General features: G+C 40.8%; 23 protein-coding genes. 11 read left to right on the top strand and 12 right to left on the bottom strand.

The window, feature by feature from the left end; all coding sequences use genetic code 11:
* Positions 1-133: 133 nt before the first annotated feature.
* The 10 genes from A9P82_RS04790 (at position 134) to A9P82_RS04750 (ending at position 13,952) form a co-directional block, all read left to right on the top strand.
* Positions 134-3,541, top strand: a complete 3,408-nt coding sequence (locus tag A9P82_RS04790) for a SusC/RagA family TonB-linked outer membrane protein (RefSeq protein WP_082915235.1) — start codon at positions 134-136, stop codon at positions 3,539-3,541.
* A 99-nt stretch (positions 3,542-3,640) separates the two neighbouring features.
* Positions 3,641-5,053 (top strand): RagB/SusD family nutrient uptake outer membrane protein, encoded by a 1,413-nt coding sequence (locus A9P82_RS04785; RefSeq protein ID WP_066204746.1) that lies wholly within the window; start codon positions 3,641-3,643, stop codon positions 5,051-5,053.
* A gap of 17 nt (positions 5,054-5,070) precedes the next feature.
* Positions 5,071-5,847 carry a DUF4843 domain-containing protein gene (locus tag A9P82_RS04780; protein WP_066204743.1) on the top strand — a complete coding sequence of 259 codons (777 nt, stop codon included), beginning with the start codon at positions 5,071-5,073 and terminating at the stop codon, positions 5,845-5,847.
* A 32-nt stretch (positions 5,848-5,879) separates the two neighbouring features.
* Positions 5,880-7,490: a PKD-like family lipoprotein gene (locus tag A9P82_RS04775; protein WP_082915234.1), complete on the top strand. Its 1,611-nt coding sequence runs from the start codon at positions 5,880-5,882 to the stop codon at positions 7,488-7,490.
* Positions 7,491-7,501: 11 nt separating this feature from the next.
* Entirely contained in the window at positions 7,502-9,262 is a 1,761-nt protein-coding gene (locus A9P82_RS04770) for a carboxy terminal-processing peptidase (protein WP_066204737.1), read from the top strand.
* Between the two features lie 51 nt (positions 9,263-9,313).
* On the top strand, positions 9,314-10,381 hold the full coding sequence (locus A9P82_RS04765; protein WP_066204734.1) for a TlpA disulfide reductase family protein: 1,068 nt from the start codon (positions 9,314-9,316) through the stop codon (positions 10,379-10,381).
* A gap of 20 nt (positions 10,382-10,401) precedes the next feature.
* Entirely contained in the window at positions 10,402-11,475 is a 1,074-nt protein-coding gene (locus tag A9P82_RS04760; protein WP_066204731.1) for a peroxiredoxin family protein, read from the top strand.
* Positions 11,476-11,575: 100 nt separating this feature from the next.
* Positions 11,576-12,019 (top strand): DUF4372 domain-containing protein, encoded by a 444-nt coding sequence (locus A9P82_RS15245; RefSeq protein ID WP_082915142.1) that lies wholly within the window; start codon positions 11,576-11,578, stop codon positions 12,017-12,019.
* The gene (locus tag A9P82_RS04755; protein WP_082915143.1) at positions 11,992-12,783 is read left to right on the top strand and encodes an IS4 family transposase; all 792 of its coding nucleotides are present in this window, start codon (positions 11,992-11,994) and stop codon (positions 12,781-12,783) included. Before A9P82_RS15245 ends, A9P82_RS04755 begins: the two co-directional genes overlap by 28 nt.
* A 131-nt stretch (positions 12,784-12,914) precedes the next feature.
* Positions 12,915-13,952 (top strand): TlpA disulfide reductase family protein, encoded by a 1,038-nt coding sequence (locus A9P82_RS04750; protein WP_066204728.1) that lies wholly within the window; start codon positions 12,915-12,917, stop codon positions 13,950-13,952.
* A 137-nt stretch (positions 13,953-14,089) separates the two neighbouring features.
* On the opposite strand, the gene ilvA is transcribed toward A9P82_RS04750, so the two are convergent.
* The 3 genes from ilvA to A9P82_RS04735 all read right to left on the bottom strand — a co-directional run bounded on the left by ilvA (position 14,090) and on the right by A9P82_RS04735 (position 17,183).
* Positions 14,090-15,322 (bottom strand): threonine ammonia-lyase, encoded by a 1,233-nt coding sequence (ilvA, locus tag A9P82_RS04745; protein WP_066209607.1) that lies wholly within the window; start codon positions 15,320-15,322, stop codon positions 14,090-14,092.
* Between the two features lie 57 nt (positions 15,323-15,379).
* Positions 15,380-16,465 carry a PA0069 family radical SAM protein gene (locus A9P82_RS04740; RefSeq protein WP_066204725.1) on the bottom strand — a complete coding sequence of 362 codons (1,086 nt, stop codon included), beginning with the start codon at positions 16,463-16,465 and terminating at the stop codon, positions 15,380-15,382.
* A 61-nt stretch (positions 16,466-16,526) separates the two neighbouring features.
* Entirely contained in the window at positions 16,527-17,183 is a 657-nt protein-coding gene (locus A9P82_RS04735; protein WP_066204720.1) for a 2'-5' RNA ligase family protein, read from the bottom strand.
* A 300-nt stretch (positions 17,184-17,483) separates the two neighbouring features.
* Between A9P82_RS04735 and A9P82_RS04730 the strand changes: the two genes are divergently transcribed.
* Positions 17,484-17,732 (top strand): helix-turn-helix domain-containing protein, encoded by a 249-nt coding sequence (locus A9P82_RS04730; protein WP_066204715.1) that lies wholly within the window; start codon positions 17,484-17,486, stop codon positions 17,730-17,732.
* 80 nt (positions 17,733-17,812) lie between these two features.
* Here A9P82_RS04730 and A9P82_RS04725 read toward each other — a convergent pair whose 3' ends face one another.
* The 9 genes from A9P82_RS04725 to leuB form a co-directional block, all read right to left on the bottom strand.
* A complete protein-coding gene (locus A9P82_RS04725; RefSeq protein ID WP_066204712.1) occupies positions 17,813-18,001 on the bottom strand; it encodes a hypothetical protein in 189 nt (62 codons plus the stop codon).
* A gap of 29 nt (positions 18,002-18,030) precedes the next feature.
* The gene (ilvC, locus tag A9P82_RS04720; RefSeq protein ID WP_066209605.1) at positions 18,031-19,077 is read right to left on the bottom strand and encodes a ketol-acid reductoisomerase; all 1,047 of its coding nucleotides are present in this window, start codon (positions 19,075-19,077) and stop codon (positions 18,031-18,033) included.
* 78 nt (positions 19,078-19,155) lie between these two features.
* On the bottom strand, positions 19,156-19,626 hold the full coding sequence (locus A9P82_RS04715; RefSeq protein WP_066204710.1) for a DinB family protein: 471 nt from the start codon (positions 19,624-19,626) through the stop codon (positions 19,156-19,158).
* Between the two features lie 26 nt (positions 19,627-19,652).
* Positions 19,653-20,246, bottom strand: coding sequence for an acetolactate synthase small subunit (gene ilvN / locus A9P82_RS04710; protein WP_066204706.1), 594 nt, complete (start codon positions 20,244-20,246; stop codon positions 19,653-19,655).
* Between the two features lie 106 nt (positions 20,247-20,352).
* Positions 20,353-22,095 (bottom strand): biosynthetic-type acetolactate synthase large subunit, encoded by a 1,743-nt coding sequence (gene ilvB / locus A9P82_RS04705; protein ID WP_066204704.1) that lies wholly within the window; start codon positions 22,093-22,095, stop codon positions 20,353-20,355.
* 26 nt (positions 22,096-22,121) lie between these two features.
* On the bottom strand, positions 22,122-22,910 hold the full coding sequence (locus tag A9P82_RS04700; RefSeq protein WP_066204701.1) for a hypothetical protein: 789 nt from the start codon (positions 22,908-22,910) through the stop codon (positions 22,122-22,124).
* A gap of 109 nt (positions 22,911-23,019) precedes the next feature.
* Entirely contained in the window at positions 23,020-23,601 is a 582-nt protein-coding gene (locus A9P82_RS04695; RefSeq protein ID WP_066204698.1) for an ORF6N domain-containing protein, read from the bottom strand.
* 24 nt (positions 23,602-23,625) lie between these two features.
* On the bottom strand, positions 23,626-25,311 hold the full coding sequence (gene ilvD, locus A9P82_RS04690; RefSeq protein ID WP_066204695.1) for a dihydroxy-acid dehydratase: 1,686 nt from the start codon (positions 25,309-25,311) through the stop codon (positions 23,626-23,628).
* A gap of 405 nt (positions 25,312-25,716) precedes the next feature.
* Entirely contained in the window at positions 25,717-26,832 is a 1,116-nt protein-coding gene (leuB, locus tag A9P82_RS04685; RefSeq protein WP_066204692.1) for a 3-isopropylmalate dehydrogenase, read from the bottom strand.

Below are 26,832 nucleotides of genomic sequence, written 5' to 3'. Positions count from 1 at the left end.
ATTAAAAACTATTTAGCATTAGCCACAAAAAATCCGGAAGTGTTGGAAGCGCTCCCGGAAAAGTTTGCCGGCTAATTCAATGAATCCTGTTTGAAAAGAAAACAATATACATTAACCAAAGCCGTACAAAAATATGTATCATAATGCATATATCAAAGCCGGTTATCCGGTTTTGGTGCAAAATCAACATTCTATCGACTGCATTCGCAGTAAATATTTGTCTTACTCTTTTATCCGGAAAGTTATGCGATTAACTGCATTCTTATTATTGATTGGGGCATTGCACGTAAGTGCCCGCTCGTTTGCACAAAGGATAAATCTCAATGAGAAAAACGTGCCGCTTCGAACTGTATTTAAGCAACTGGAACAACAAAGCGGATATTATTTTCTCTATGATCCTACCGTTGTCAACGATATTGAGAAAATTGATATTCGGGCAAATAACCTGCCTTTGAGACAGGCATTGAACCAGTGTCTCGAAGGAACAGGATTGAAGTATGAAATAATAAAACAGAGTATTATTATTTCAAAAAGCGGAGAAAAAGAAATAAGTAATCCGTCAAACTTTTATACTGCACCGCAGCCGCAATACGTTCAGGGAACCATTGTTGACGAATCGGGCAAGCCGTTGCCGGGGGCAACCGTTAACATCAAAGGAACTAAAGTAACGTTCATGTCCAACGATAAAGGCATGTTTTCTATTGAAGTTCCATATAATCTTACATTTCCGCTTACCCTTGTTATCAACTACGTTGGAATGAAAACGCAGGAAATAGAAGTAAAGCAACCAAACGATAAGTTAAAAGTAGTAATGGAAGTAAGGGAACAAAACTTGCAGGATATGGTAATCACAGGTATGTTTACACGTGATAAAACAAGTTTCACAGGAGCAACTGCCACTTATAGCGGCGACCAGCTTAAAGCTGTCGGCAACAGAAATGTTTTGGAAAGCCTTAAAACACTTGATCCTTCCTTTATACAAATTGTGAACAACAGTAGAGGTTCTGACCCAAACACATTGCCTTCGTTTGAAATACGCGGAAGAACAAGCATCAGCACAACTGATTTGAATGACCAGTTTAATTCAGATTCCAATCAGCCGTTGTTTATTTTAGACGGATTTGAAAGCTCATTGCAGGCAATCTATGATTTGGATATGAACAGGGTTGCGTCCATTACAATATTAAGAGATGCGGCATCAACTGCTTTGTATGGTGCAAAAGCGTCCAATGGTGTTGTAGTTGTAGAAACGAAAAGACCTGTTCCCGGCGAATTGCGAGTAAGTTATTCAGGAGATTTTGATGTGGATATGCCGGATTTGCGTAGCTACAATCTGATGAATGCTTCCGAAAAGTTGCAGTTTGAAAAGCTTTCGGGATTATATACATCGCAACCTCAAAACCAATGGCAGTCTGACCTGCAATACAACAGCAGAGCTGCGGCAGTTGCGAGTGGCGTAAATACTTATTGGTTAAGTGAGCCGGTACAAACGGGCTTTACCAACAGGCATTCAATTAATCTGTCGGGTGGTAATAGTGATTTGATGTTTAATGCCGGAGGGTCTTATGGCAATAACAATGGTGTAATGAAAGGTTCCGGCAGACAAAATTGGTCGGGCAACTTTAATGTTACTTACCGAAAAGGCAAGCTTAATATCACAAATATGCTGAACCTTTCCGGCAACACTGCTACTGCTTCTCCTTACGGAGATTTTGCCGATTTTGCTGAGGCAAATCCTTATTATAAAAAACGCAGTGCAGACGGTTCCATCCCCGAATATCTGGATTCTTTACAAACAACTATGTATAATCCTTTATGGAATGCTTCGTTGAATAGCCTTAACCAGCAAAAGATTTTTTCGTATAACGACAATTTGCAGGCAATCATTACGCTGTCGCACGAGTTACGTTTGCAAGGTGGTTTCCAGGCAAGCAAAGGAACCGGAACGGGAATTATATTTACCCCGCCGGAAAATACACAATTTATAGGTGTAGATATACACCAAAAAGGCAGCTATAATTATACTCACTCGGAAAATAAATCATACAGCGGAAACATAATGCTCACATGGGCAAAAGTGATTGGTAAAAACCAGCTAACGACAAATGTTCGTGCAGATGTTCAGTCAAGTGATAATACCGGGGTTGGATTTTTAGCCGTTGGATTTCCGGACGGAACCGATGGCAATCCGGCTTTTGCTTATCAGTTTGCACCTGCGACCAGACCCGTTACTTCTATCGGAAAGTCTCATAGTGTAGGATTTTTGGGAAGTATCAACTACACGTATGACCAGCGTTTTCTGTTAGATGCCACTTACCGTTTGGATGGTTCAAGCGTTTTTGGTTCTAACAAACAATTTAAGCCATTTGCTTCCGGAGGTTTAGGATGGGTCATTAGCAGAGAGCCTTTTATGAAGCGTATGAAATGGATAGACTTGTTGAAGATAAGGGGCAATATAGGCGTAACCGGTAATGAAAATCTTGGACAGTTTACGTCCATATCCACTTATGCTTTTCAGGGAGCACAAAACAATTTCGGGCAAGGATTGGATTTGACTTCTTTGGGCAATCCTAATCTTGATTGGCAGAAAACGGTGCAGCAGAGTTATGGTATTGATTTCGGGTTTTTGCATGGCAGAATAAGCGGTAACGTCGAATACTATTTCAAACATACCGATCCCTTGGCAATCGGAGCAAATGGGACATTGCCTTCATCTACAGGATTAGGAGCTAATTACGTAATAAATGTTGGAAATCTTAATGTCAGAGGCTGGGATTTTAATTTGCATGTATCGCCAATATATAATCTGAGGCAAAGAGTTATATGGACACTCGGCGTTACGGGAAGTGCAAACAAGAGTGTTTATGGTGGTTTGGGACAAACACTTGCCGTGTTGAACCAGCAGGCACAGGAAAACAATGTTTTGGCTCGTTATAACGACGGCTATAGTCCGGATGATATGTGGGCTGTGGTATCGCGCGGTATAGACCCTGCAACCGGAAATGAAATATTCCAGAAAAAAGACGGGACACTCACTTTTACTTATGACCCGGACGATATTGTAAATGTCGGAAACGACCGTCCCAAAATCGAAGGTGTAGTGAGTTCTACGTTTACTTATAAAGACTTTACGCTTGGTATGAATGTGCGTTACAGCCTTGGCGGTTATGTGCAAAATACCGCGTTGTACAACAAAGTAGAAAATATTTCATTGCAGGATGTGTACTACAATCAGGATAAACGCGCACTATATGACCGTTGGCAGAAGCCGGGAGATATATCCCAGTTTAAGGCTATCAGCAATACTTCGTACACACCTATGTCGTCCCGCTTTATTGAGAAGAATAATTACTTCGACGGAGAATCTTTCAGTCTGAGTTATCGTTTGCAGAGAGGTTGGGTAAGAAAGATGCACATGCAATCGCTTGGCTTTACCGCGTATCTCAATGATATATTCTATCTCGAAAGCGTGAAAACAGAGCGCGGTATCGATTATCCTTATGCAAGAACGGTTTCTTTCAGCGTAAGCGCTTCTTTCTAAAGAATCATTTTAGTGAAAGAAGCATTGAATCTTGTATAATAAAAATGATGAATTATCTGGATAATTCCATCTGACAAATAAAAAATAAAAGATAAACAGATGAAACAAAAATATAATCATATTTTCCTGCTGGCTGCATTTGTCATTTTGCTTGCAGGATGTAAAAAATTTCTTACGGTAAAACCGGAAGGGCAATATACCGAAGACCAGGTTTTTACAAGTGAAACCATAGCCCGGCAAGCGTTAAACGGTTTGTATAATGATATGGCGGACAATACGCTTTATGGTGCCAATATGACCAATACAACACTTGAGTTAATGGCACAGCGCTGGAATGTGTCTGGTACGTCAGACAACAGTTATAGCCTGTTTCAGACGTATGCCTATACACAGACCAATGTTCAGGATGTTTTTGATGCAATATGGCAAAAAGCTTATTTAACTATTCTGGCTGCCAATAAGTTCATTGCTAAGATTGATACCACAGTTCATGTAGGTGTACTTACTCAGCCTAAGGCGGATGAAATGAAAGGAGAGGCTATCGCCATACGGGCTTTCCTGCATTTGGATATGTTGCGTTTGTTTGGTCCTGTATATGCCACTTCTGCTGACGAACCTGCGATTCCGTATTATCGCTATGCTGACGGAAATGCGCAACCCATTATAACTGCCCGTGAGGCATTGGATAGCATTTTGGACGATTTCAAGCAAGCGGAAACCTTGCTGCAAAACGACCCGATTGTAACGAGTGGCGTTACGTTTACACAAGACTTTTATAGCGGCTTTCGCAACGAACGTATGAACTATTTTGCCGTAAAAGGATTAATGGCAAGAGCGTACTTGTGGGGCGGAGATTCAACAGCTGCTCACGATTCGGCGGTTGCAGTTTTATCGCAAGGGGAACAATGGTTTCCATGGTCTGCACCTGCAAACATTTCCAATGCCGTAACGCCGGACAGAATATTTTCTCCCGAGGTTATTTTCGGTGTATATAATCAAGATATGTATAATAATTATACTGCTTTTTACAGCCCCGACTTAAAGGCTGCAGATATGCTGGCTCCTTTAACGGCAAGGCTTACATCTATTTTTGAAAGCAATACCAATGATTACCGTTATACTTACCAGTTTTTGAATAATTTTTATTTTCAGAAGTATAAAGATATCGCAAGTACCACAGCGCCATGGCGTTTTATTCAGCCGTTGCTGAGGAAATCAGAGTTGTACTACATTATTGCAGAAACAGACCCTGACCCGGATGTTTCGTTTGCGGCGCTGAATGCGGTAAGATTTCAAAGAGGCTTGCAGCCGGTAGCCACAACTGCCGTATTAAAAACGGAAATACAAAAGGAATACCAGAAAGAGTTTTGGGGCGAAGGGCAATTATTCTTCTATTACAAAAGAGTCAATGCAACATCTATCCCTTCAGCTACTTCTCCGTACCTGAATGTATCGATGAATGCAACAAAATATGTAGTTCCGTTGCCACTTTCAGAAACAACTCCACGTTAATCTTAAAAACAAGAAGTATGAACAAATTAAAATATATCGGGCTGTTTATATGCACATTGTGTTTGCTGGCTTCCTGTAAAAAGGATACGCTGTTGACATACGATGCAAAAGACAATATTTATTTCAACTGGGGCGGTACTCCCCAACAAGTCAGATACGATAGTGTGAGCGTATCATTTGGCTTTAGCCCCGAATCGGTAAAGGATACCACCATCATGATTCCTATGGCAGTTACCGGTTCTGCTGCAAATACCGACCGGGAATTTAATATTTCGGTGGACCCGGCATCTACCGAAATTGCGGCTACTCATTATGTATTGCCTACAAGTTTTGTGATGCACGCGGGTAAAGTGCTGGACAGTTTTCCTGTTAAATTATTACGCGCAGCAGATTTGGAAGATACTGTACAGACACTAATTTTAAATCTCAGCCCCAATGATAATTTCAATACAGATATTAAAATATTCCCCGGCAATGGTATTAGCGATACGGTAAATGCGTTGCAATTAAGATTGTTTGTTGCCGATGGATTAACAGCCGGTCCTTATTGGAATAACTGTGCTTATTATTTCGGAACATTCAGTGTAAAGAAAGTTCGTTTGCTGAATACAGTTACGGGTATGCCATTGGATTTTCCGTCACACGGTATTATTTATGATTTAGGCAGCAGCGCAGAAGCCACATTGTACGCTATTACCATGAACCGTTATTTGCAAGACCAGGCGGCGGCAGGTCATCCGGTATATGAAGACGACGGTGTTACGCTTATGACGATGGGAGCGATAATTCAATAAGTAAGTATTGATTCATTATTAAATCTTTCTAAATGAGAAATATAATTTTTTGCATAGCGGCATCTTTGATGATGCTCGGTTTAGCGTCTTGTTCCAAAGACATTGGTAATTACAGTTATCACGATGTAAATGTAGTTTCCTTTCAGGGGTTTGATACGATAAACGGCTATTCCACATATTTTGGCGATACGCTGAAAATCACTCCGACATTGGTTTCATCAAAGGATGATAATAAAGAAGATGATTATACCTATGAATGGTCTTTTCGTATCGGTACGGGACAGTCGGGTGCCGGTCAGGCGCCGGACCCGTTGAGGGATTCTGTGATTTCCACCAGTAAAAATTTAGATGTAAAAATTGGTCTTGTTCCGGGCACATATTCGTTGCAATACAGGGTTACAGATAAAGCGACAGGATTAGTCTATCCCATAAGAACCAATGTACTGGTAACAACGGAAGTATATGAGGGATATTTAATTATGAATGATGTGAATGGTGCTGCAAGACTGGATATGCTTTCCTACAACAGCACGCTTAATAAGTTTACGCAATATACCGATGTATTGCAGCACATGGGTTCTACTGTGCCAATGTCCGGCAAACCATATCAGATACTTTGTATGAACTATACGCGGTCCAATATAGTCGCGCAGAACTATGGCATATTTCTGTTGACGTCAGAAAACACAAACCGTGTTAATCAGGAAACATTTGCTTGGAACCCTACTTATAATATCCGCTATCTAATGTTGGGAGATGTACCGGAGAATTTTACAGCGCAGAGTATTAACGGGCAATACAATAATACAAATTCCTCTCCTACCATTTATATGTATGGTAATGATAATAATTGGTACAGCATGGCTACAAATGCAGGCTATGTGTTTAAATATACGCCGGTAAATGTATATACTACCGGAGGTACGCCATTCAAAGTATCGCCTTATGTGGCTACAGATGGTAATGCTGCCATATTCTATGATGCGGAAAACAGGAAGTTTGTTACAACCACCAATCCGGCTGTAACGTCTGTAATTGATGTCAATCCTTTGCTGCATTATCCTACGGGCTATGATTTAAAATGGATGAACATGAATTATTATCCTGAAGGCGGGCAAGTGAAAAAGGTCTATTCAATATTGAAAGACCCTACATCGTCTAAATTATATCTCTTACGATTTAAAATGGGTGCGGCTCTTACCGATACGGCATTGTACTACTTCCAGCCTTTTATGCCGGATATGTATAATTCGTCGGATAAAGTTGATATTGCCAATGCAACCAACTTTACAGTGAGTCCCGATTATGAATACCTGTTTTACAACGTAGGCAGTAAAGTATATGAATATGACCTCGGATTGTCAAAGAATTTTTTAATGAAAGATTATGGAAATGCTCAAATCAGCTATATGTCTTTCCTGCATATTTATGATAGGTATGGTCTTGCACAAATGACGAAAAACCAGAATTATTTCGATTGGTCTTCTGAATTAACTATTGCTACATACAATCCCGGCGGAGCGGCGGGCAGCAATGGAACATTGGAACAATATAAAATTCAACCCGTAAACGGCGCTTTGCAACTTGCTGCGCAATGGACAGGATTCGGGAAAATTGTAAGCGTTGGTTACCGCTCGCGTTAATAAATATATCAATGAAAATGTTTAGAAATAGTGCGCGGACAGGAAGTATTGTGATTAGTCTTCTTCTCATTACACAATTAAATGTTATTTCTGCTTCTTCAATAAGAGGAAGCAGAAATAACACCGGTAAAATACTTCAGCTTATTAGCGGGCTGATAGAAAAGAACCATTACAATCCAAAAGCAATTGATGATAGTTTTTCACATGTGCTATGGAAAAATTACATCAATGCACTCGACCCGCTGAAAGGCATTTTTCTTCAGCAGGACATCGATTCTTTGAAGCGATTTGAGTACACATTGGATGATGAAATTCATGGAACGCAACCATTCACATTTGTTTCGGCAGTGCATCATTTGTATGCCAGGCGATTGGGTGAAACGTTTGCGATAGACAAGCAATTATTGTCCAAGCCCTTCCATTTTGATATTGATGAAACGGTAAATACAAATGGAAGCAGCAGTGATAGTTTTGCGACAAGCGAAACTGCGTTAAAAGATGTTCGCCGTAAGATGTTGAAATATCTCGCGATTCAATATTTCGTGGCGTTGCAAGAGCATAACAATCAGTATGCCGATTCAGTATTGGAAAGAGTTGCAAGGCAGCGTTCGCTTGAATGGAGAACCCGGCAACAAAACCAACTGACCAAAGAAGCGGATAATACCGATATGTTTAAGTTATTCGTCAATACGATGTTGCATATCCTCGACCCGCACAGCGAATACATTGTCCCATCAAGTGACACAATACAGGCAGCGAATGATAACGAAGCATTTGTGAAAAAGGCTGTTGTGCAAAACGATGGTAAACAAATCGGTTACATTGGTTTTTCATCATTTTATTTGGATAGTACAGCAGGCGGCGCACATTGTTCCGAAGACGTTGCCAAAGTGCTGAAACAATTGGATAGTATAAAAGTGGACGGCGTTGTGTTTGACCTGCGAAACAATCATGGCGGCTCTTTGCAGGAAGTGCTGTGTATTGTTGGTTTATTGGTGGATAACAGTACGGTAGTTCAAATTAAGATGCGCAACAAAAAGCCGGTTGCCTTGAAAAGCCCTGTAACAAAGGCTTTGTATAAAGGACCTGTCGTGGTGCTGGTTAATGAAAAAACTGCATCGGCGGCGGAAATATTTACGGCTGCCATGAAGGACTATCACAGAGGCGTGATTATCGGCAGCCGGACTTATGGAAAAGGTACTGTGCAGCGCCCGTTTTCTTTAGGCGAAGGCAATGGTTTTGTGAAGCTGACTTTCGAGCAATTTTTCCGGATAAACGGAAGTTCTTCGCAGATTAAAGGCATTGTGCCCGATATTATTTTACCCGACGTTTATACCTATCAAAAAGTGCGTGAAAAAGACAACGCAAATGTTTTGCAATGGGATAGTGTAGCTGCCGCAAACTATAAGAAACTGAAAGAGGATTTTGATATAGATGCCTTGCAAAAGTCAGAGACAGAAAGGCTTTCAAAAGATTCTTCATTTGTAGTAGTGGATAATAACAACAAACCGTTGGCACGTTTGCAACACAAAAAATTAAGCCTGAATATAGATGCTTATAAAGCTGCAATGGCAGAACAGCAAAAGATGATTGTGCAGGACAAAAGCGCACTTGCGCTGCCAGTTTCACAACGCTTGAAAATAGAACCTGTTGATAGTAATTTTTCCGAAACAGAGAAAACAAAATGGCTTAGGGAAACAAGTTCGGACATTTACATTAATCAGGCAGTAAATGTAATAGATGATATGCTGAAATTAAAGCATCATAGATGATGCACCTCGTTTGCCTGCTATGTAAATTTTAATCTTTAAAAAAATAAAAGAATGAAAAGAATATTAGGATTAACGGTTGCGCTGATACCTTTCTTATCAGGAGCGCAGGAAAGCTATACGGTTCATACAAAACTGGGAATGCCGGTAAGCGGACAAGTCTATCTCAATTGGTATAATATAAAATCCGGTAAGCATTTGGATTCTGCCACGGTTTCCAATGGAGAATATGTATTCAAGGGGAAAATTGATGAGCCGGAAATAGGACAGATTCTGTTCAGCACACCCAATGGCTCAAGTAACGGCGCAATATTTTATCTCGAATCCGGCAATATCCAAATTGATTATCCGCAAGGTGCAGAATATCCTGCATTGTCGGGAACACCTTTGAATAATGATTTGCAGCAATACAACGAAATGCTGTATGCTTTTCTGGACAGCGTGAATGCTACGCGCGACGGGGAAAGAAAATACAGTTGGTGGGATAAAGAAATTATGCCGGGCAAGATTAAGGTTATTCAAAAATTTATCGCGAAGCATCCGGCTTCGTTGGTAAGCCTTGAGCAGCTTGACCAGTATGCTATCGGTAATAAAACGCCCGATATTTTGGATTCGCTGTATAACAATTTATCGGATGAATTAAAGAGTTCTCCAAAAGGCATAGAACTGGCTTCGAGAATCAAAGGAATGCGTTCAACGAATATAGGCGATAGCGCACCTGTATTTACGTTGCCTGATACAAACGGGCATAATGTTTCCCTCGCTGACTTTAAAGGTAAATATGTATTGGTGGATTTTTGGGCTACATGGTGCGGTCCTTGCATGGCGGAAATGCCCAATGTAAAAAGTGCCTATAACGAATATAAAAATAAAGGCTTTGAAATTATAGGCGTTTCCCTTGACCGTCCGGATTCCAAGGCAAAATGGAAAGAAGTGATTCAACGCGACCATCTTGATTGGAAGCAAGTCAGCGACCTGAACTGGTGGAACAGTAAAGCTGCATTGTCCTATAACGTTAATTCGGTGCCGGCAAATTTTCTGATTGACCCGAACGGAAAAATCATTGCTAAAAATTTAAGAGGAGAAGCGTTGCAGGATAAGCTTAAAGAGATATTTAAATAAAAAACATAAAATATATACAGATGAAAAAATTATTAACGATATTATGTGCAGGACTTCTGCCTGCATTGTCTTTCGCGCAGCAGAACAAATTTACGCTCAATGGAAAAATATTATCAGATTCAGCTATTAACGGTTATATCTATATTTCCTATCATAATAAAGGAAATTTAGTAACCAATATTACGGACAGTGCTAAGATAACAAACAATACGTATCACTACGAAGGAGCGTTTATAGACGGGGCGGCTTTAATAGTCATTAACTGGTATAAGCGCGATATGAAAAAGCCTGCGGGCTATAATCCAAGAACTTCTATTTTCGATATTGGTGTGTATATTGCGGCAGGAGAAAAAGTTTCGGTTCAGCACAAAGCCGACTTTACCGATGTAACTATCAAAGGCGCAACTGTACAGGCTCAATACGATTCCCTCAAACATCAATTATCATTAAAACAACATCCGCCGGATGTAGTGATGAATGATTTTATTCGCAGGCATCCTGCATCTTGGCTAAGTTATATGGTATTAGACCAAGAGGTTCGTTCGCATATGATTAGTCCCGATACGAGCAATGTACTTTATCAATCTTTAGATACCTCACTAAAAAATTACGATGCCGTTCAGCAATTAAGGAAAAATATAGATTACTATGTGGGAGTAAACAGCAAAAAAAATCAGCAGGCAGAAAACTTTACTTTAAACGATGTAAATAACAAACCTGTAAGCCTTGCCGATTATAAAGGCAAATATGTATTGCTTGATTTTTGGGCGAGCTGGTGCGGACCTTGTCGTGCAGAAAATCCTACGATAAAAGGCTTGTATGCTAAATATCGTGATAAAGGCTTTAATGTATTAGGCGTTTCGTTGGACGTTGCAACCGCAAAACAGGCATGGCTGGATGCTATCAAAAAAGACGGTGTTACATGGACGCAGGTTTCTGATTTGAAAGGCTTTGAAAGCCCTGTAGCTAAAAACTACGGAGTTACTGCAATTCCTGCAAATTTCCTGATTGACCCCTCCGGGAAAATTATTGCCACTAATCTTCGTGGTTACGACTTAGAAAAGAAAATCAATGAACTGTTTGGTAATAAATAATTAAAATAATCACTATTGTCCGACTAAAATAGATAAAAAAGCGGTTCCGAAGAACCGCCCGATTAGTTAAGTTTGAGTTACCAAGCTTAAACAATAACTAATGAGTGAAATTATAAAATTTACCGGACAGCCGATATTATCGCAGATATTAAATTTAATAAGCAGTTCTTTGATAAACAAAGCAGTCAGAAAACACCAGTCCAACCGGTACTACAAGAAATTACCGGTACGTATACATTTGATAAGCCTGCTGTATGGTGTATTCAGCTATTGCAACGGTTTGCGGGAGCTGTGCGAGGGGATGTTAGCCTGTGAAGGCAAGTTGGTTCACCTGGGTTTTGATAAAGCGCCTGCGCGCAGCACGCTGTCGGATGCCAACAGCAAAAGAAGTTTTCTGGTGTTCGAAACGATTTATACCGAATTGTTACAGCAATACCACAGTTTTATCTCGGACAGCCGGTTAAGGGGCTTGAGCATCCGTAATCTGAAAATAATTGACAGCAGCACTATTCAGTTGTGTTCAGCGAATTGCTTCGTGGCGTAGGGCGCAACACTAAAGACGGGAGCCGCAAGAAAGGCGGCATCAAAGTACACACAATGATGGATGCCTTTAGCGGAGTGGCTGAGTTTGTGCGTATGACCGCCGCCCGGGAGCATGACCGTAAGTTTCTGTACGAGTTGGATTTACCTGCCAACAGTTGGCTGGTGTTCGATAAAGCCTACAATGTGTATCGTCAGTTTTTGAAATGGACGGAACAGAAAATATGGTTTGTTACCAGGATGAAGGACAATGCTGTTTTTCACGTAACCAAAGTATTGGTGGACAGAACAAAGAAAAAAAATGCAAAAGGCGTGTTGAAAGAACAATACATCACCATCGGGGTAAAAACCGGCAATGGACAGGAACAACGGCTCAAGCTAAGGCGCATCACGTTCCAGACCCAGGATGGCAAGGCATATGTGTTCATTACCAACAATTTTACTTTACCGGCTTCGCAGATAGCCACGATATACAAAAACAGGTGGATGATAGAATTGTTGTTCAAGCAAATCAAGCAGAACTTTCCGTTGCGTTACTTTTGGGGCAATAGTGTGAATGCTATTAAAATGCAGGTATATTGCGTACTAATAGCACAACTGCTGATGGTGGTCATTAGGAAGAAAGCTGCAACCAGGAAATCTTTTGCCAACATGATCACCGTTATAAGATTGCACCTGATGAGCTATGTATCGTTGTTAGAGTTTATCAAAGACACGTATAAGGCATGGAGAAAAACACACAACGCTTCTTTTGCTTTTACACCATAGAAAAAAAATCGGGGGTACTCCCCCAATTTTGAAACAATAACTTTTTATGCTGTAGTCCTTTACTATAGAGAGTTACAGCAGATTTATACCCGATTTTAGTCGGACAATAATGTAAAAAAATAATAATCGAAATGAAAAAACTGATGACGGCTTTATTATTTGCCTCGCCTTTGATAACAATGGCGCAGAGCGGTAAATTTGTTATAGACGGAAAAATTATTTCCGATACACTGACCACGGGCAAAGTGTATTTAAATTATGAAGATAACAATCAAAATCTGCGAGATAGTTCCTCTGTAATAAACAATACATATCATTTTGAGGGAACGATGAAAGACGGCGGCATACAAGTAAATCTGTATTTGAAAGATTCCTTAATGAGCAGGGCTTTTAAAGGATTTGCACAGTTTGATGTACAGCCCGGTCATGTATATGTAACACATAAAAGTAATTTTGTCCGGACCAATATAACAGGCTCTTTACTTCAGCAGCAGGCAGATTCGCTTGACGTTCAGAGGAAAGATGCTCGTGTAAATCACACCGGTACAGATAAAGATGTGGATGTACATTTTATAAAAAATCATCCTGATTCATGGTTGAGTTACACTATTTTATCAACACATTTGATACGCAACAATGACCTTAGCTTAGATGAAGCAGATGCTTTGTACGCTGTACTTAGCCCGCGGCTTAAAAATTACGATACGGTTAAATCGCTTAAAGCTTTAATCGACGGAAAAAGAATGGCTGTTGTTGGCAAGCCCGCAATAGATTTTACGGAGAAAGATATTAACGGTAAAAGTATTTCTCTGTCGTCTTACCGCGGCAAATATGTGCTGGTGGATTTTTGGGCAAGTTGGTGTCATCCTTGCCGCGCGGAAAATCCGAATGTAACGGCGGCTTATCATAAGTTTAAAGACAAAGGTTTAAACATTCTGAGTGTTTCACTCGACGGCGACAGAAAGCGCTGGCTGGAAGCCGTAAAACACGACAAGCTCGAGTGGACACAAGTTTCCAACCTCGAGGCTTTTGAAGATGAGGTAGCTGTGAAATATGGCATTCATGCGATTCCTGCCAACTTTTTAATCAGCCCTGATGGAATTATTGTTGCGAAAGATTTGAGAGGAGAGGAGCTGGACAAGGAGTTGACCAAAATCTTTTCAAAGTAAATACAATGTAATTACCATAAACGCTTCGCTGCCGTTTATAATCTCGAAGCGAAGCGTATTACTACTGAAATGTTTTTTACGATATAATTCTCATGTACTTTGTACACCGAGCCGCTTTTTTTAAAGTGGCTTTTTTGTTACACCAAATACCCAAACAAAATATCGTCTTTGTTCAGTTCCGTAAAATCGATGTTATATTTTTTCATTCTTTCCATTAACGGCGTGTAATCCTCTTTTGCGGAAAGCTCAATACCAACCAACGCGGGACCATGTTCTTTGTTGGTTTTATGAATATATTCAAAACGCGAAATATCATCATTGGGTCCTAAAACCAGATTCAGAAATTCGCGCAATGCGCCGGGGCGTTGTGCAAAGCGTATAAGAAAATAATGTTTCAAGCCTTCGTATTGCAGCGAAAGCTCTTTTATCTCGGGCATTCTGTCGATGTCGTTGTTGCTGCCGCTCACGATACATACTACATTTTTCCCTTTAATCTCATCTTTATAGTCGTCCAGAACCGCGATGGACAGTGCGCCTGCGGGTTCTACTACAATCGCGTCTTGGTTATACAATTGTAAAATGGTAGAGCAAACTTTTCCTTCCGCGACCAAATGCGCTTCGCTTAAAACGTCTTTACAAATGCTAAAGGTTAAATCGCCGATGCGCTTTACAGCCGCGCCGTCCACAAAGCGATTAATGTCGCCCAACGTTACGGGTGCGCCTGCTTTTAAGGCTTCTGTCAATGATGGTGCGCCTTCCGGCTCAATACCGATGGTTTTAGTTTCGGGAGAATGTTCTTTAAAATACAAACCGACTCCCGAAGCCAAGCCCCCGCCGCCGACAGGTACAAACAAATAATCGATATTTTTTTGTTCTTCCAGAATTTCGAGTGCAACGGTTCCTTGTCCTTCAATAATTCTTTCGTGGTCGAATGGCGGAATAAATGTCATGTTGTGCGCCGCAGTAAATTCCTTTGCCGCTGCGGCACAATCGTCGAATGTATCGCCGACTAAACGTATTTCGATATTATCGCCGCCGAACATTTTTGTCTGGTTGATTTTTTGCCTTGGCGTAATGGTCGGCATAAACACAACGCCTTTTATATTTAACTTCTGGCAACTGAAAGCAAAGCCCTGCGCATGATTGCCGGCGCTGGCACATACCACGCCGTTCCTGATTTGTTCTTCAGGCAAAGTGCTAATCATGTTGTAAGCGCCGCGGATTTTGTAGCTGCGTACAGCTTGCAAATCTTCGCGCTTCAGATAAACGTTGCATTTGTATTGACGGGAAAGGTTTGCATTTAATTGCAAAGGCGTTCTGTTTACTATTCCTTTCAGGCGTGCTGCCGCTTTTTCAAATTCTATATTCATTTGCCAAAAATAAAAAGGAATGTGCAATTGAGAATTAATAATCAGTAATTAAAAAAATTAAAACAAACTTAATTGCTCGCCGGGCCTTTTAAACTGCGTGGTGTCGAGCATCCAACGCTCGTCATTAAGGTGATAGAGCTTGTTATATTTTTTGTATTGCTGGCGCACTAAATCGGCAATAGGGCCTTCGCCGCGCATACGCAATCCGTAACGCGAATCGTTCACTTGTCCGCCATGTCCGTTTTCAATTAAATGCCAGACTTTATCTGCCCTGTTGGGAAAATTTTTGTACAGCCAATCATGGAATAATAATTTAATTGCACCGTTCAACCGAATAAACGTATATGCCGAAAACGTTGCGCCTGCTTCACTTGCGGCTTTCATGATGCGCTGCATTTCGTGTTCGTTCAAACCGGGAATCATCGGACCAAGCATTACGCCCATGCGCACACCGGCGTTGCTTAATTCACTGATGACTTTTAATCTTTGTTTTGCTGTTGTAGTGCGTGGCTCCATTGTACGACGAATTTCTTCGTCAAATGAAGTAATGGAAATTAAAATGCTGACCAGTTTTTTCTTCGACATTTCTACCAGCAAATCTTTGTCGCGCAGGATGCCTGCGTTCTTTGTAATCATACCGACGGGCTGATTGAATTCATTACACACTTCCAGAATGTGCCTTGTCAGTTTATATTTTTTTTCCGCAGGCTGATAACAATCTGTATTGCCGCTTAACGAGATTGGCGTGCATTCATAATTTTTATTCATCAAGAATTTTCTTAGGAGTTGAGCTGCATTTTTCTTGACCAAAATTTTTCGTTCAAAATCAAGCCCTGCGCTGTAACCCCAGTATTCAAAGGAGTTTCGCGCGTAGCAATAAATGCAGCCATGCTCGCAACCCTGATAGGGATTCATGCTGTACATCATCGCGAGGTCGGGACTTTCCACTTTGTTCACGATGCTTTTGGCATCCACTTCTATGAATTGCGTAGCCACATTTTTCTCACTCCAATCATCGATGGCTTCGACGTGTTCGCGCACGGTTTCGTTTTTCAGGAAACGGTTTTTGGTGTTGATTTGCGCACCGCGACCTTTTAAATATTTTTCTTGTTCCTTTATGGAATCTTCGTTTTCGTAAGTCATTTTTTGTTGTCGGTTATCAGTTATTTGTTATCCGTTTATTGGTCATGAAGTCATTAGTCAATTAGTCATTTTTGTGGTTCAAAAATTCCCCTTTCGGGGGATTGAGGGGGCTGAATAATGAACCTTGCTGCACTTGTTCTTTCTTTCCTGCGAATGAAAATGTTTTTACCAATTGAAAATTACTCGTAATATTTCTTCGTTTCAACAGAATCATTTCACTTGCCGGAAACCTGGCTGTGAAGTTTTGGTTGCTCCATTCCAACCAGCCTTTTTCGTATTGATAAGGCAAAAGTTTTCGCGCCAAAGTAATGTGCGGTTCAGTGATAAAATGCGGCTTGTTGTCTTTGTCCATTTTTAAAGGCAAATGCAATTCGCGCAGGTTTTTTACCAAACTAATAATTTCGTTTTTGGTCTGTACATTAAAATAAATGGTGTGCGACGGAAAGCTGCCGAAACCGTTTAAACTGATGCTGAAAGGTGAAATTGTTTGCGCAAAATTGGAAATTCTTTTCACAATCCGCGTTTCAAGCGAATTGTACTGCGTAAATTTTAGCAAAGTAATATGTGGCTTGGAATGCAGGCACGACGGGCATTCCAGCTTTTCGGCAAACAGTTTTTTCTGTTCCAGAATTTTTTCCCGAACCGATTCATCGGGGTGCAAAATCAATAAATATGTATATGGAACAAGATTAACAGAGAGATTGTTTAATAATTTCATAACTAAATATTTTAGTAAATGTATAACTAAAATATTTAGTAATCAAAATTGTTTTTATAAAGAGAATTTTAAATCGCCAAGAGGCGACAGAATAAAAATGCGCCACGAGAATGCGGCGCATAGCAAGGGTGTTGTTGGTTGTTTATAAATATTTTCATATACAAACTTTCCTTAGAAAATTCTAAATGCCTGTTTGGAAATCTTCATCATAAAAAACAATCCGGGTCAAAGATAAGCAATTATAATAATTATGGCTTTTATGACACATTGTTTTTATGGTTTTTATGCCATTTTGCTTACGTGAATAAAACACGCAATATTGACTATTGTAAAGCCTTCGGCGAAAATCTTCGGAAGATCCGAAATGAAAAGAAAATGACGATGATGGAATTGGCTTTTGAAGCAGATATTGAATATTCGCAGATAGCAAAAATCGAACGCGGCGTTACCAACACTACAATTTCTACGGTTTATATTTTGGCGAAAGCATTGGATGTAAAACCCAACGAATTGTTTAAGTTTGATTTTGTTGTTAAGAAAAAGAAATAATTTCTTGCTACAATAAATCTTTGAAATATGGCGCGTGTCCACACGCGCCATATCAAATTATGATTATCTAATTTCTCAAATTAATTATTCTCCGGTCTTAAACTTCTAACAGTTTTGCCTGCCTGCCACAATTCGCTTTCACGCAATTCTTTCAGTTCTTCGTTCAGTTTTTCGCGGTAATCAGGTTGCGAATTGCTGTCAATAGAACGTTGCGATTCTAAGCCTTGGTTCGTGTCCCCACGAACCAAAAAAGTGACGCGTGCGGACACGCGCCACGGCAGTTTTTTAATCTTTCAAATTAATTATTCTCCGGTCTCAAACTTCTTACCGTTTTCCCTGCTTGCCACAATTCGCTTTCACGCAATTCTTTCAGTTCTTCGTTCAGCTTTTCGCGGTAATCGGGCTGCGAGTTGCTGTCGATAGAACGTTGGGATTCTTTGCCTGTTGCAACGCTTTCGTATAATTCGTTAAACACAGGCAATGTTGCATCGCGGAATTTCTTCCACCAGTCTAAAGCGCCACGCTGTGCGGTGGTAGAGCAATTCGCATACATCCAGTCCATACCGTTTTCGGCAACCAACGGCATCAACGATTGCGTCAATTCTTCCACTGTTTCGTTGAACGCTTCGGAAGGCGTATGACCTTTATCGCGCAGCACCTGATATTGCGCAGCAAAGATGCCTTGAATAGCGCCCATCAATGTGCCGCGTTCGCCTGTCAAATCGCTGAACACTTCTTTCTTGAAATCTGTTTCAAACAAATATCCGCTGCCTACTGCGATGCCCAAAGCAATCACTCTGTCCCAGGCTTTGCCCGTTGCATCCTGGTAAATTGCGAAAGAGCTGTTCAGACCGCGACCTTGCAAAAACATTCTGCGCAAAGAAGTTCCCGAACCTTTTGGCGCAACCAAGAATACATCCACATCCGCCGGCGGAATGATGCCGGTTTGCTCGTTGAACGTAATGCCGAAACCGTGAGAAAAATACAAAGCCTTGCCTGCAGTCAAATGTTTTTTCACGGTAGGCCACAATTCGATTTGCGCAGCATCGCTCAACAGGTAGCAAATGATTGTGCCTTTTTCCAATGCTTCTTCTATTTCGAACAAAGTTTCGCCTTCAACAAATCCGTCGGCAATTGCCTTGTCCCAAGTCTTTGAATTTTTGCGCTGACCAACAATTACGTTGATGCCATTATCTCTTTGGTTCAACGCTTGTCCCGGTCCCTGAACGCCGTAACCGATAACCGCTACGGTTTCGTTTTTCAATATTTCCTGCGCTTTTGCAAGCGGAAATTCTTCGCGTGTTACTACGTTTTCTTCAATACCGCCGAAATTTAATTTTGCCATTTGTTTAGATTTTGCCCCCATCCCCTGAAGGGGGTATTTTAAAATAATTGATTTATTTATCAAAAAAATAGCTCCCCTTTAGGGGTTGGGGGCTAATAATTTTTTCTGTGCTCTTGCATAACCATAATGCAAAGATTCGTGCGACTGAATACAGGTCAATACTTCGTCAAAAGTTTTCATTTCATAACCATAAGTATTAGTGGAACAAGGAATCATGTTTGCAAAAACATGGTTCTTTTCATCTTCTTCAATCTGACTAATGGTCGAAATCAATTGCTCTTTCAGCATATTAATTTCTTCCTGTGAAATAAAGCTTTCGGGCTTTGAGCCGCTTTGAAATTTTTCTCTGAATTGAACATTCAAATCAGGCTTCACGCCTGTACGCACATACGCTAAAAGTTGCGTGCCTACAACGATATGACCAAAGTTCCAGATGATATTATTGTTGAAACCTTCAGGAATTTTATTGAGTTGCTCAATACTCAATTCATTGATAAGATTCAGAAATAATTCCCTCGTTTTCTTAATGTACTTTATGGAATATTGCATTTTCGATAACTTTAAGTTATGAGGAATTACATCGTGAACACTTCGCTTTGCTTATCCAAAAATTCATTTTCAATCACAGCTTCCGATGGTTCATGCTCTTCAAATTCTTTCAGTTTTTCGTGAAAACCTTCACTGTCTTTAATGATGGCTACGCGCGCACTGCGGACAAATTCTATCAATCCGTAAGGCGCAAGCGCTTCGAGCAAACCGTCTATTTCTTCGCGATGACCTACTGTTTCAAACACCGTGTAATCATTACGAATAACAACAGCCTGTGCGCCAAATTCGCGCAAAAGCCGCTCCACCTTTGCCTTTTCGGAGATAACGCTTGTCGGCACTTTGTACAAAGCGAGTTCCTGCCAAACGACTTCTTCATTGGTGTTGTAATATGCTTTCAACACTTCGACTTGCTTTTCGATTTGCCGACTGAGTTTGCGCACCACGTCTTCCACTTCGTTGATGACGATAGTGAAACGCGAAATGCCTTCGATTTCCGTAGGCGAAACATTGAGGCTTTCGACATTGATTTTTCTGCGCGAAAACATAATGGCGATGCGGTTGAGCAAACCGATTTGGTTTTCCGTGAAAACGCTTAAAGTATATTCTTCTTTAGTGTGCATTTTTAATAATTTATGATTTATGAATTGTGATTTATGATTTAATGAAATGGCTGTTTTTTATATCATCCTGTAATCAATTAAATCTTATAAATCCCCGTTCAGATGATTACTTCAATCTTATCTCACTCACGCTGCAACCTTGCGGAACCATCGGGAATACATTGTTTTCTTTGCCAACCATTACTTCTAAAAGGTAAGAGCCATTGTATTCCAACATTTCTTTTAAAGAACTTTCCAAATCTTCGCGTTTGTCAATGCGTTTTCCTGCGATGCCGTAACCTTTTGCAACTTGAACATAATCGGGCGAAGTAATGTTCACAAAAGAATATCTCCTGTCGTTAAACAATTCCTGCCATTGGCGAACCATGCCGAGAAACTGATTATTCAAAATCAAAATTTTCACATCAGCGCCGAATTGCATAATCGTTCCCAATTCCTGTATCGTCATCTGAAAACCGCCGTCGCCGATGATGGCAACCACTGTTCTGTCGGGGGCGCCGTATTTCGCGCCGATTGCCGCAGGCAAACCAAAACCCATCGTTCCCAAGCCGCCCGAAGTAATGTTGCTGCGCGAATTTTTAAACTTCGCATAACGACACGCAACCATTTGATGCTGCCCAACGTCTGTAACAATAATTGCATCTTCATTCGTCAGTTCGTTCAACACTTTAATCACTTCGCCCATAGATAAAATTTCTGTTGAAGGATTTAGTTCATCGTGAATAACCTGTTTCATTTCTTCCTGCTCCAAATCGCGGAAATGTTGCAGCCATTCCTTGTGTTCCGTTTTGTTGATTAACTCCGTGAGCAAAGGCAAAGTTTCTTTACAATCGCCCCAAACGGGAACAGTCGTTTTCACATTTTTGTCAATTTCCGCAGGGTCAATATCGAGATGGATAATTTTTGCCTGCTTCGCATATTTGTCCAAACGTCCTGTAACTCTATCGTCGAAACGCATACCAATCGCAATCAACACATCGCATTCATTGGTCAAAACATTCGGTGCATAATTGCCGTGCATTCCCAACATTCCTACATTCAACGGATGCATGGATGGAATAGCACTTTCGCCCATAATAGTGAAAGCTGCAGGCAATCCGCCTTTTTCAATGAACGTTTGAAATTCTTTTTCGGCGCTGCCTAAAATAATGCCTTGCCCGAACAGCACAAAAGGTTTCTTCGCTTCGTTGATGAGCTTTGCCGCTTCTTCAACGTATTGCTTGCGCACTTTAGGTTTCGGGCGATAGCTGCGGATATGATTGCAAGGCGTGTAACCTTTGTAGTCAAATTTTTCTACCTGCGCATTCTTTGTAATATCCACCAACACAGGCCCCGGACGACCCGAACGCGCGATGTAGAAAGCTTTTGCGAGAACACTTGGAATTTCGGACGCTTCCGTAACCTGATAATTCCACTTGGTAACTGGCGTTGTAATGTTCACAACGTCTGTTTCCTGAAATGCGTCTGTTCCGAGCAAATGCGCGAATACTTGCCCTGTTACACAAACCAACGGCGTGCTGTCAATCATCGCATCGGCAAGACCTGTTACAAGATTCGTAGCACCGGGACCGCTTGTTGCAAACACAACGCCTACTTTTCCCGATGCGCGCGCAAAACCTTGCGCAGCGTGGATTCCGCCCTGTTCGTGGCGAACGAGAATGTGTTCCAGCTTATCGTTGTAATCGTACAACGCATCGTATATCGGCATGATGGCGCCGCCGGGATAACCGAAAACAGTTTTTACGCCTTCGGCAATGAATGCTTCAAGAACAGCTTGGCTTCCCGTGAGAGAAACGCTGGCAGGCTGCGAGTTTGCGGCGGTTTCCTTTTTTATTGTAAGTGTTTCCATTTCTGATATTTTATTAAATGATGAATTTATTTTTTGTTTGAAACGTCGTAATCAAAACGGTCTTTGAGTTCTTTGTTTATTTCTTTAATGACATTTGTTGTTTCTTCAACTGTTCTTAATTTTTCTTCTTTTCTTTCATCAAAAAGATTTACATACTTTCTTATTTGGTACTGAACTTCTGGATTGCCGAATACTTTTGAAACAGGCTGATAAGCTGTGTATTTCCCGTTTGTATCGAGATAAAGAGCAATTTTCACTTTTGAACCAATATATTTATCGTAATCATCTTGACGTTTGTTATAAATAATTTGGTCATTTTCTTTTTGTGTAGGAAATTCGATTGTATATAAATAAGTGATATCATCTAATAATTTTTGATTTTCTATCAGCTTGAGACTTCCCGAAGATTTAAAACTTTGAAAGCGGGAATCATCATACAAAAAATCCGCTCTATTAGTTAGCGCTCCTTGATGACTGTCTATGTATTTAGCATCAATTTTATTTTCCATTATTTGTAAATAAACACTATCGTAAAAATCAATCGTAGATTGGAAATCACGAATATTATAACCCATTAAAATGCTTGTATCTTTCATCAAATCTTCTCTCACCCCACTCAAAAATTCTTTTTCCTGTTGTCTGTCATGTCTTTTATCATTCCAGTTATGAAACCAAAGCGTAATGCTCACGGCAATAATTATGATGACAATTTCCAACAGAAAATCTTGTATTTTTTCTTTCCATTTTTTATTCTTGTTCGTCAGCGCGTGAACGGCTTCTTTTGCGTGGTGAATAATTTTTTCTTCTTCTGCCATAATTTATTTTTTCATTTTCAAACCATATTCATTTCTTAAATCCTATTCTTTCTCTTTCGTTCCATTTGCGTTGCGCAGCTTTTTCATTCGTATATTTTTTCGTTTGCTGCTACGCAGCGATTTTTTTGGTCGAATGGAACTTCGTTTCATCCAATAAATTTTCGAGCGCATCGTAAATTTGGTTAAGCTGTGTATCGTGATTTCCGACTCGTTCTTTTAATTCTTTCAACTGTTCTTTCAAATCATTTTGCTGCAACAAAATTTTTCTTGTTTCCACAAACGCCCGCATAATCGCAATGTTCATATTGATAGCTTTATCGCTGTTCAAAACGCCGCTCAACATAGCAACACCTTGCTCGGTAAATGCGTAAGGAAGATACCTGCTTCCGCCGTGTTGTCGGGATGTGGTCACAATTTGTGACCGGTTGTTTACATTCTCCTCATTATCAATAATTTGTAAACTTGAGGTTTCAAATTGAAACCTCAAGTTATTCCATTCTTCTTTCGTAAGCTGAAACATAAAATCTTTTGGGAAGCGCTTTATATTTCTCTTAACAGCTTGATTAAATATTCTTGTTTCTGTTTCGTATAAAGCAGCCAAATCAAAGTCGAGTAATACACGTTCTCCCCGAATTTCGTAAATTCTGTTTTGAACGCTGACTATTACTTGCGGCTCATTGAACGTTTCCATTAGAACAATTTTTACAGAATAATATTAATCCTCATCTGTTACACAACCTTCGCTTGCCGATTTTACAAACTTTGCATATTTGTACAACACGCCGCTTGTTGCTTTCGGCGCGGGACGTTGATAAGCTGCTCTGCGTTTTGTAATTTCTTCTTCCGAAACTTTCAAGGTCAATGTATTTTTAATTGCATCGATTTCTATAATATCATCATCATTTACCAAACCGATTAACCCGCCTTCAACTGCTTCAGGCGTGATGTGTCCTACCACGAAACCATGCGTGCCGCCGCTGAAACGCCCATCGGTAATCAAGGCGACGGATTTACCCAAGCCTGCACCTATAATGGCGCTTGTGGGTTTCAGCATTTCCGGCATGCCCGGCGCGCCTTTCGGTCCGATATTTTTTATTACAACTACGTCGCCTGCATGAACTCTTCCGCTTGAAAGTCCTTTGATTAAATCATGTTCACCGTCAAACACGCGCGCTGTTCCTTCAAAACGTTCGCCCTCTTTGCCCGTGATTTTTGCTACGCTTCCGCCTTCGGCGAGATTGCCGTAGAGAATTTGCAAGTGTCCTGTTTTCTTAATCGGATCTTCCAAAGGTTGGACAATCTTTTGCTCATCAAAATCCAGATCTTTTGCTTCTTCTAAATTTTCGGCTACCGTTTTCCCCGTAACGGTTAAACATTCGCCGTGCAACATTCCTTTCTTCAATAAATATTTCATGACGGCAGGTATTCCTCCGATATTGTGAATATCTTCCATCAGGTATTTTCCGCTTGGTTTAAAATCGGCAAGCATAGGTGTTTTGTCGCTGATTCTTTGAAAATCATCGATGGATAAATCTACATCTGCAGCCCTTGCCATTGCCAGTAAATGCAATACGGCATTAGTGCTTCCGCCAAGAACCATCACAACGGTAATCGCATTTTCAAATGCTTCGCGCGTCATGATATCTTTCGGCTTAATATCTTTTTCCAATAAATTTCTGATGGCTTTTCCTACGCTTGCAAGTTCTTTTTGCTTGGCTTCGCTCAATGCAGGATTCGATGCGGAATAAGGCAAACTCATACCCATTGCTTCAATCGCGCTCGCCATCGTGTTTGCCGTGTACATACCGCCACATGCGCCTGCTCCGGGACAAGAGTGCCGAACAATACCTTTAAAATCTTCCTGACTGATGTTGCCTGCAATTTTTTGTCCCAGCGCTTCAAATGCAGACACAATATTCAAATCGTGCTTATCTTTATAATGTCCCGTAGCGATAGTGCCGCCGTACAACATGATGGACGGGCGATTCAAACGCGCCATTGCCATAATGGAACCGGGCATATTTTTGTCGCAGCCCGGAATGGTAATTAACGCATCATAATACTGTGCGCCGGAAACGGTTTCGATGCTGTCTGCAATCAAATCTCGACTGACCAAACTGTAACGCATTCCGGGCGTTCCGTTGCTCATGCCGTCGCTTACGCCGATTGTATAAAATCGGAGACCGACCAAATCTTCGGCATTTACGCTTTCGCGCACTTTGGTGGCAAAATCGTTCAGGTGCATATTGCACGGATTTCCGTCCCAACCCATACTTACGATGCCGACTTGCGCTTTATTAAAATCTTCATCGGTAAAGCCGATGGCATAATATTGTGCATGTGCGCCGGGCTGTGTTTCGTCCTGCGTAAGGGTTTTTGAATATTTGTTTAATTCGTTCATTTTAATTTTTAATTTATCTTTTTTGAATAGTTATAAAACAAAAAAACCACTTCGTTCGGGAAGTGGTTTTTGAAATTTTTATTTTGAGTGTTTACAAAACAAATCCACTTCCCTGCGCCGAAGGAATAATGACTACCACCACAATAATGACAGTAATTATACGGATTATATTTTTTACACGGATGCTCATAATTCGCATCAAATGTAGAAAAATATTTATTATAAAAAGAACTTTATTTGGGATTCCTCGCTCGTACCTCGTTCGGAATAACGAGTGAGATCTTTGATTTTTTAATCTATCATGATGATTTGCAAAACGATTAAAACGTTTGCATCGTCATTTCGACGATAGGAGAAATCTCATTTAATAATTTAAAATTTTTCAACCTTTCAAAGATTGGTTCATTATATAATCGTTGATTTGCCCAAATCCATATACTTCTTATTGATTTCCGAAGGCGATTTTTGTTCCACGAAATCTTTAATCAAATCACCGATAACGCTTGTTGCATAATTATTCGTCGGGTCAATATCCTGCGTTACAAAACCGTTTGCCAAAGTCCACGCAACCGCGTTGCGTACGAGCGCGGCTTCTTCGTTCATATCAAAATATTCCAACAGCATTGCGGCGGACAAAATCGAGCCGATAGGATTGGCAATATCTTTACCTGCAGCTTGCGGATACGAACCGTGAATAGGCTCGAACAAAGCCGTTCCCGTACCGATGGACGACGACGGCAACAAACCGAGCGAGCCGCTCAGCACGCTTGCTTCGTCGCTGATGATGTCGCCAAACATATTTTCCGTAAGCACTACATCGAACTGTTTAGGGTTCACGATGATTTGCATAGAAGCATTATCCACAAACATATAATCGACCGTTACGTCTTTGTATTGCTGTACAATTTCCTGTACTACTTTGCGCCACAAGCGCGATGTTTCCAGCACATTTGCTTTATCGACCAACGTGAGTTTTTTCTTTCTTTTTTGTGCCAATTGAAAAGCAAGATGCGCAATGCGTTCAATCTCTTCTTTGGAATATCCGCACAAATCGGAAGCATAGGTTTTCTCTTCGTTGATTGTTTTTTCCCCGAAATATATGCCGCCGGTAAGCTCACGGAAAATAACGAAATCCGCGCCTTCCATTCTTTCGGGTTTCAACGGCGATAAATGATTTAACGCAGGATAAGCGCTGATGGGACGAAGGTTTGCGAAGAGTTGCAAAGACTTGCGCAGCTTGAGTAAACCTTGTTCGGGACGCACTTTTGCCGTCGGGTCGTTGTCATATTTCGGATGTCCGATTGCACCGAACAAAACGGCGTCGCTTTTCAAACAGCTTTCTATTGTTGCATCGGGTAGGGGATTGCCTGTTTCGTCAATCGCAACCGCGCCCATGAGCTGGTAGTCGTAATTAAATATATGCCCAAACTGCTCGCCGATGGCGTTTAAAATTTTAATTGATTGTTGCGTTACTTCGGGACCGATGCCATCGCCAAGAATGACTGTGATATTTTTTTCCAT

It is taken from the genome of Arachidicoccus sp. BS20 (assembly GCF_001659705.1).
Lineage (GTDB): Bacteria > Bacteroidota > Bacteroidia > Chitinophagales > Chitinophagaceae > Arachidicoccus.
This window is presented reverse-complemented; position numbering and strand designations above follow the sequence as displayed.

Excerpts from the sequence above, each read along its gene's own strand:
- A9P82_RS04790 (WP_082915235.1), top strand. The coding sequence starts at position 134 with ATGTATCATAATGCATATATCAAAGCCGGTTATCCGGTTTTGGTGCAA.
- A9P82_RS04785 (WP_066204746.1), top strand. The coding sequence starts at position 3,641 with ATGAAACAAAAATATAATCATATTTTCCTGCTGGCTGCATTTGTCATT.
- A9P82_RS04780 (WP_066204743.1), top strand. The coding sequence starts at position 5,071 with ATGAACAAATTAAAATATATCGGGCTGTTTATATGCACATTGTGTTTG.
- A9P82_RS04775 (WP_082915234.1), top strand. The coding sequence starts at position 5,880 with ATGAGAAATATAATTTTTTGCATAGCGGCATCTTTGATGATGCTCGGT.
- A9P82_RS04770 (WP_066204737.1), top strand. The coding sequence starts at position 7,502 with ATGAAAATGTTTAGAAATAGTGCGCGGACAGGAAGTATTGTGATTAGT.
- A9P82_RS04765 (WP_066204734.1), top strand. The coding sequence starts at position 9,314 with ATGAAAAGAATATTAGGATTAACGGTTGCGCTGATACCTTTCTTATCA.
- A9P82_RS04760 (WP_066204731.1), top strand. The coding sequence starts at position 10,402 with ATGAAAAAATTATTAACGATATTATGTGCAGGACTTCTGCCTGCATTG.
- A9P82_RS15245 (WP_082915142.1), top strand. The coding sequence starts at position 11,576 with ATGAGTGAAATTATAAAATTTACCGGACAGCCGATATTATCGCAGATA.
- A9P82_RS04750 (WP_066204728.1), top strand. The coding sequence starts at position 12,915 with ATGAAAAAACTGATGACGGCTTTATTATTTGCCTCGCCTTTGATAACA.
- ilvA (WP_066209607.1), bottom strand. The coding sequence starts at position 15,322 with ATGAATATAGAATTTGAAAAAGCGGCAGCACGCCTGAAAGGAATAGTA.
- A9P82_RS04740 (WP_066204725.1), bottom strand. The coding sequence starts at position 16,465 with ATGACTTACGAAAACGAAGATTCCATAAAGGAACAAGAAAAATATTTA.
- A9P82_RS04735 (WP_066204720.1), bottom strand. The coding sequence starts at position 17,183 with ATGAAATTATTAAACAATCTCTCTGTTAATCTTGTTCCATATACATAT.
- ilvC (WP_066209605.1), bottom strand. The coding sequence starts at position 19,077 with ATGGCAAAATTAAATTTCGGCGGTATTGAAGAAAACGTAGTAACACGC.
- A9P82_RS04715 (WP_066204710.1), bottom strand. The coding sequence starts at position 19,626 with ATGCAATATTCCATAAAGTACATTAAGAAAACGAGGGAATTATTTCTG.
- ilvN (WP_066204706.1), bottom strand. The coding sequence starts at position 20,246 with ATGCACACTAAAGAAGAATATACTTTAAGCGTTTTCACGGAAAACCAA.
- ilvB (WP_066204704.1), bottom strand. The coding sequence starts at position 22,095 with ATGGAAACACTTACAATAAAAAAGGAAACCGCCGCAAACTCGCAGCCT.
- A9P82_RS04700 (WP_066204701.1), bottom strand. The coding sequence starts at position 22,910 with ATGGCAGAAGAAGAAAAAATTATTCACCACGCAAAAGAAGCCGTTCAC.
- A9P82_RS04695 (WP_066204698.1), bottom strand. The coding sequence starts at position 23,601 with ATGGAAACGTTCAATGAGCCGCAAGTAATAGTCAGCGTTCAAAACAGA.
- ilvD (WP_066204695.1), bottom strand. The coding sequence starts at position 25,311 with ATGAACGAATTAAACAAATATTCAAAAACCCTTACGCAGGACGAAACA.
- leuB (WP_066204692.1), bottom strand. The coding sequence starts at position 26,832 with ATGGAAAAAAATATCACAGTCATTCTTGGCGATGGCATCGGTCCCGAA.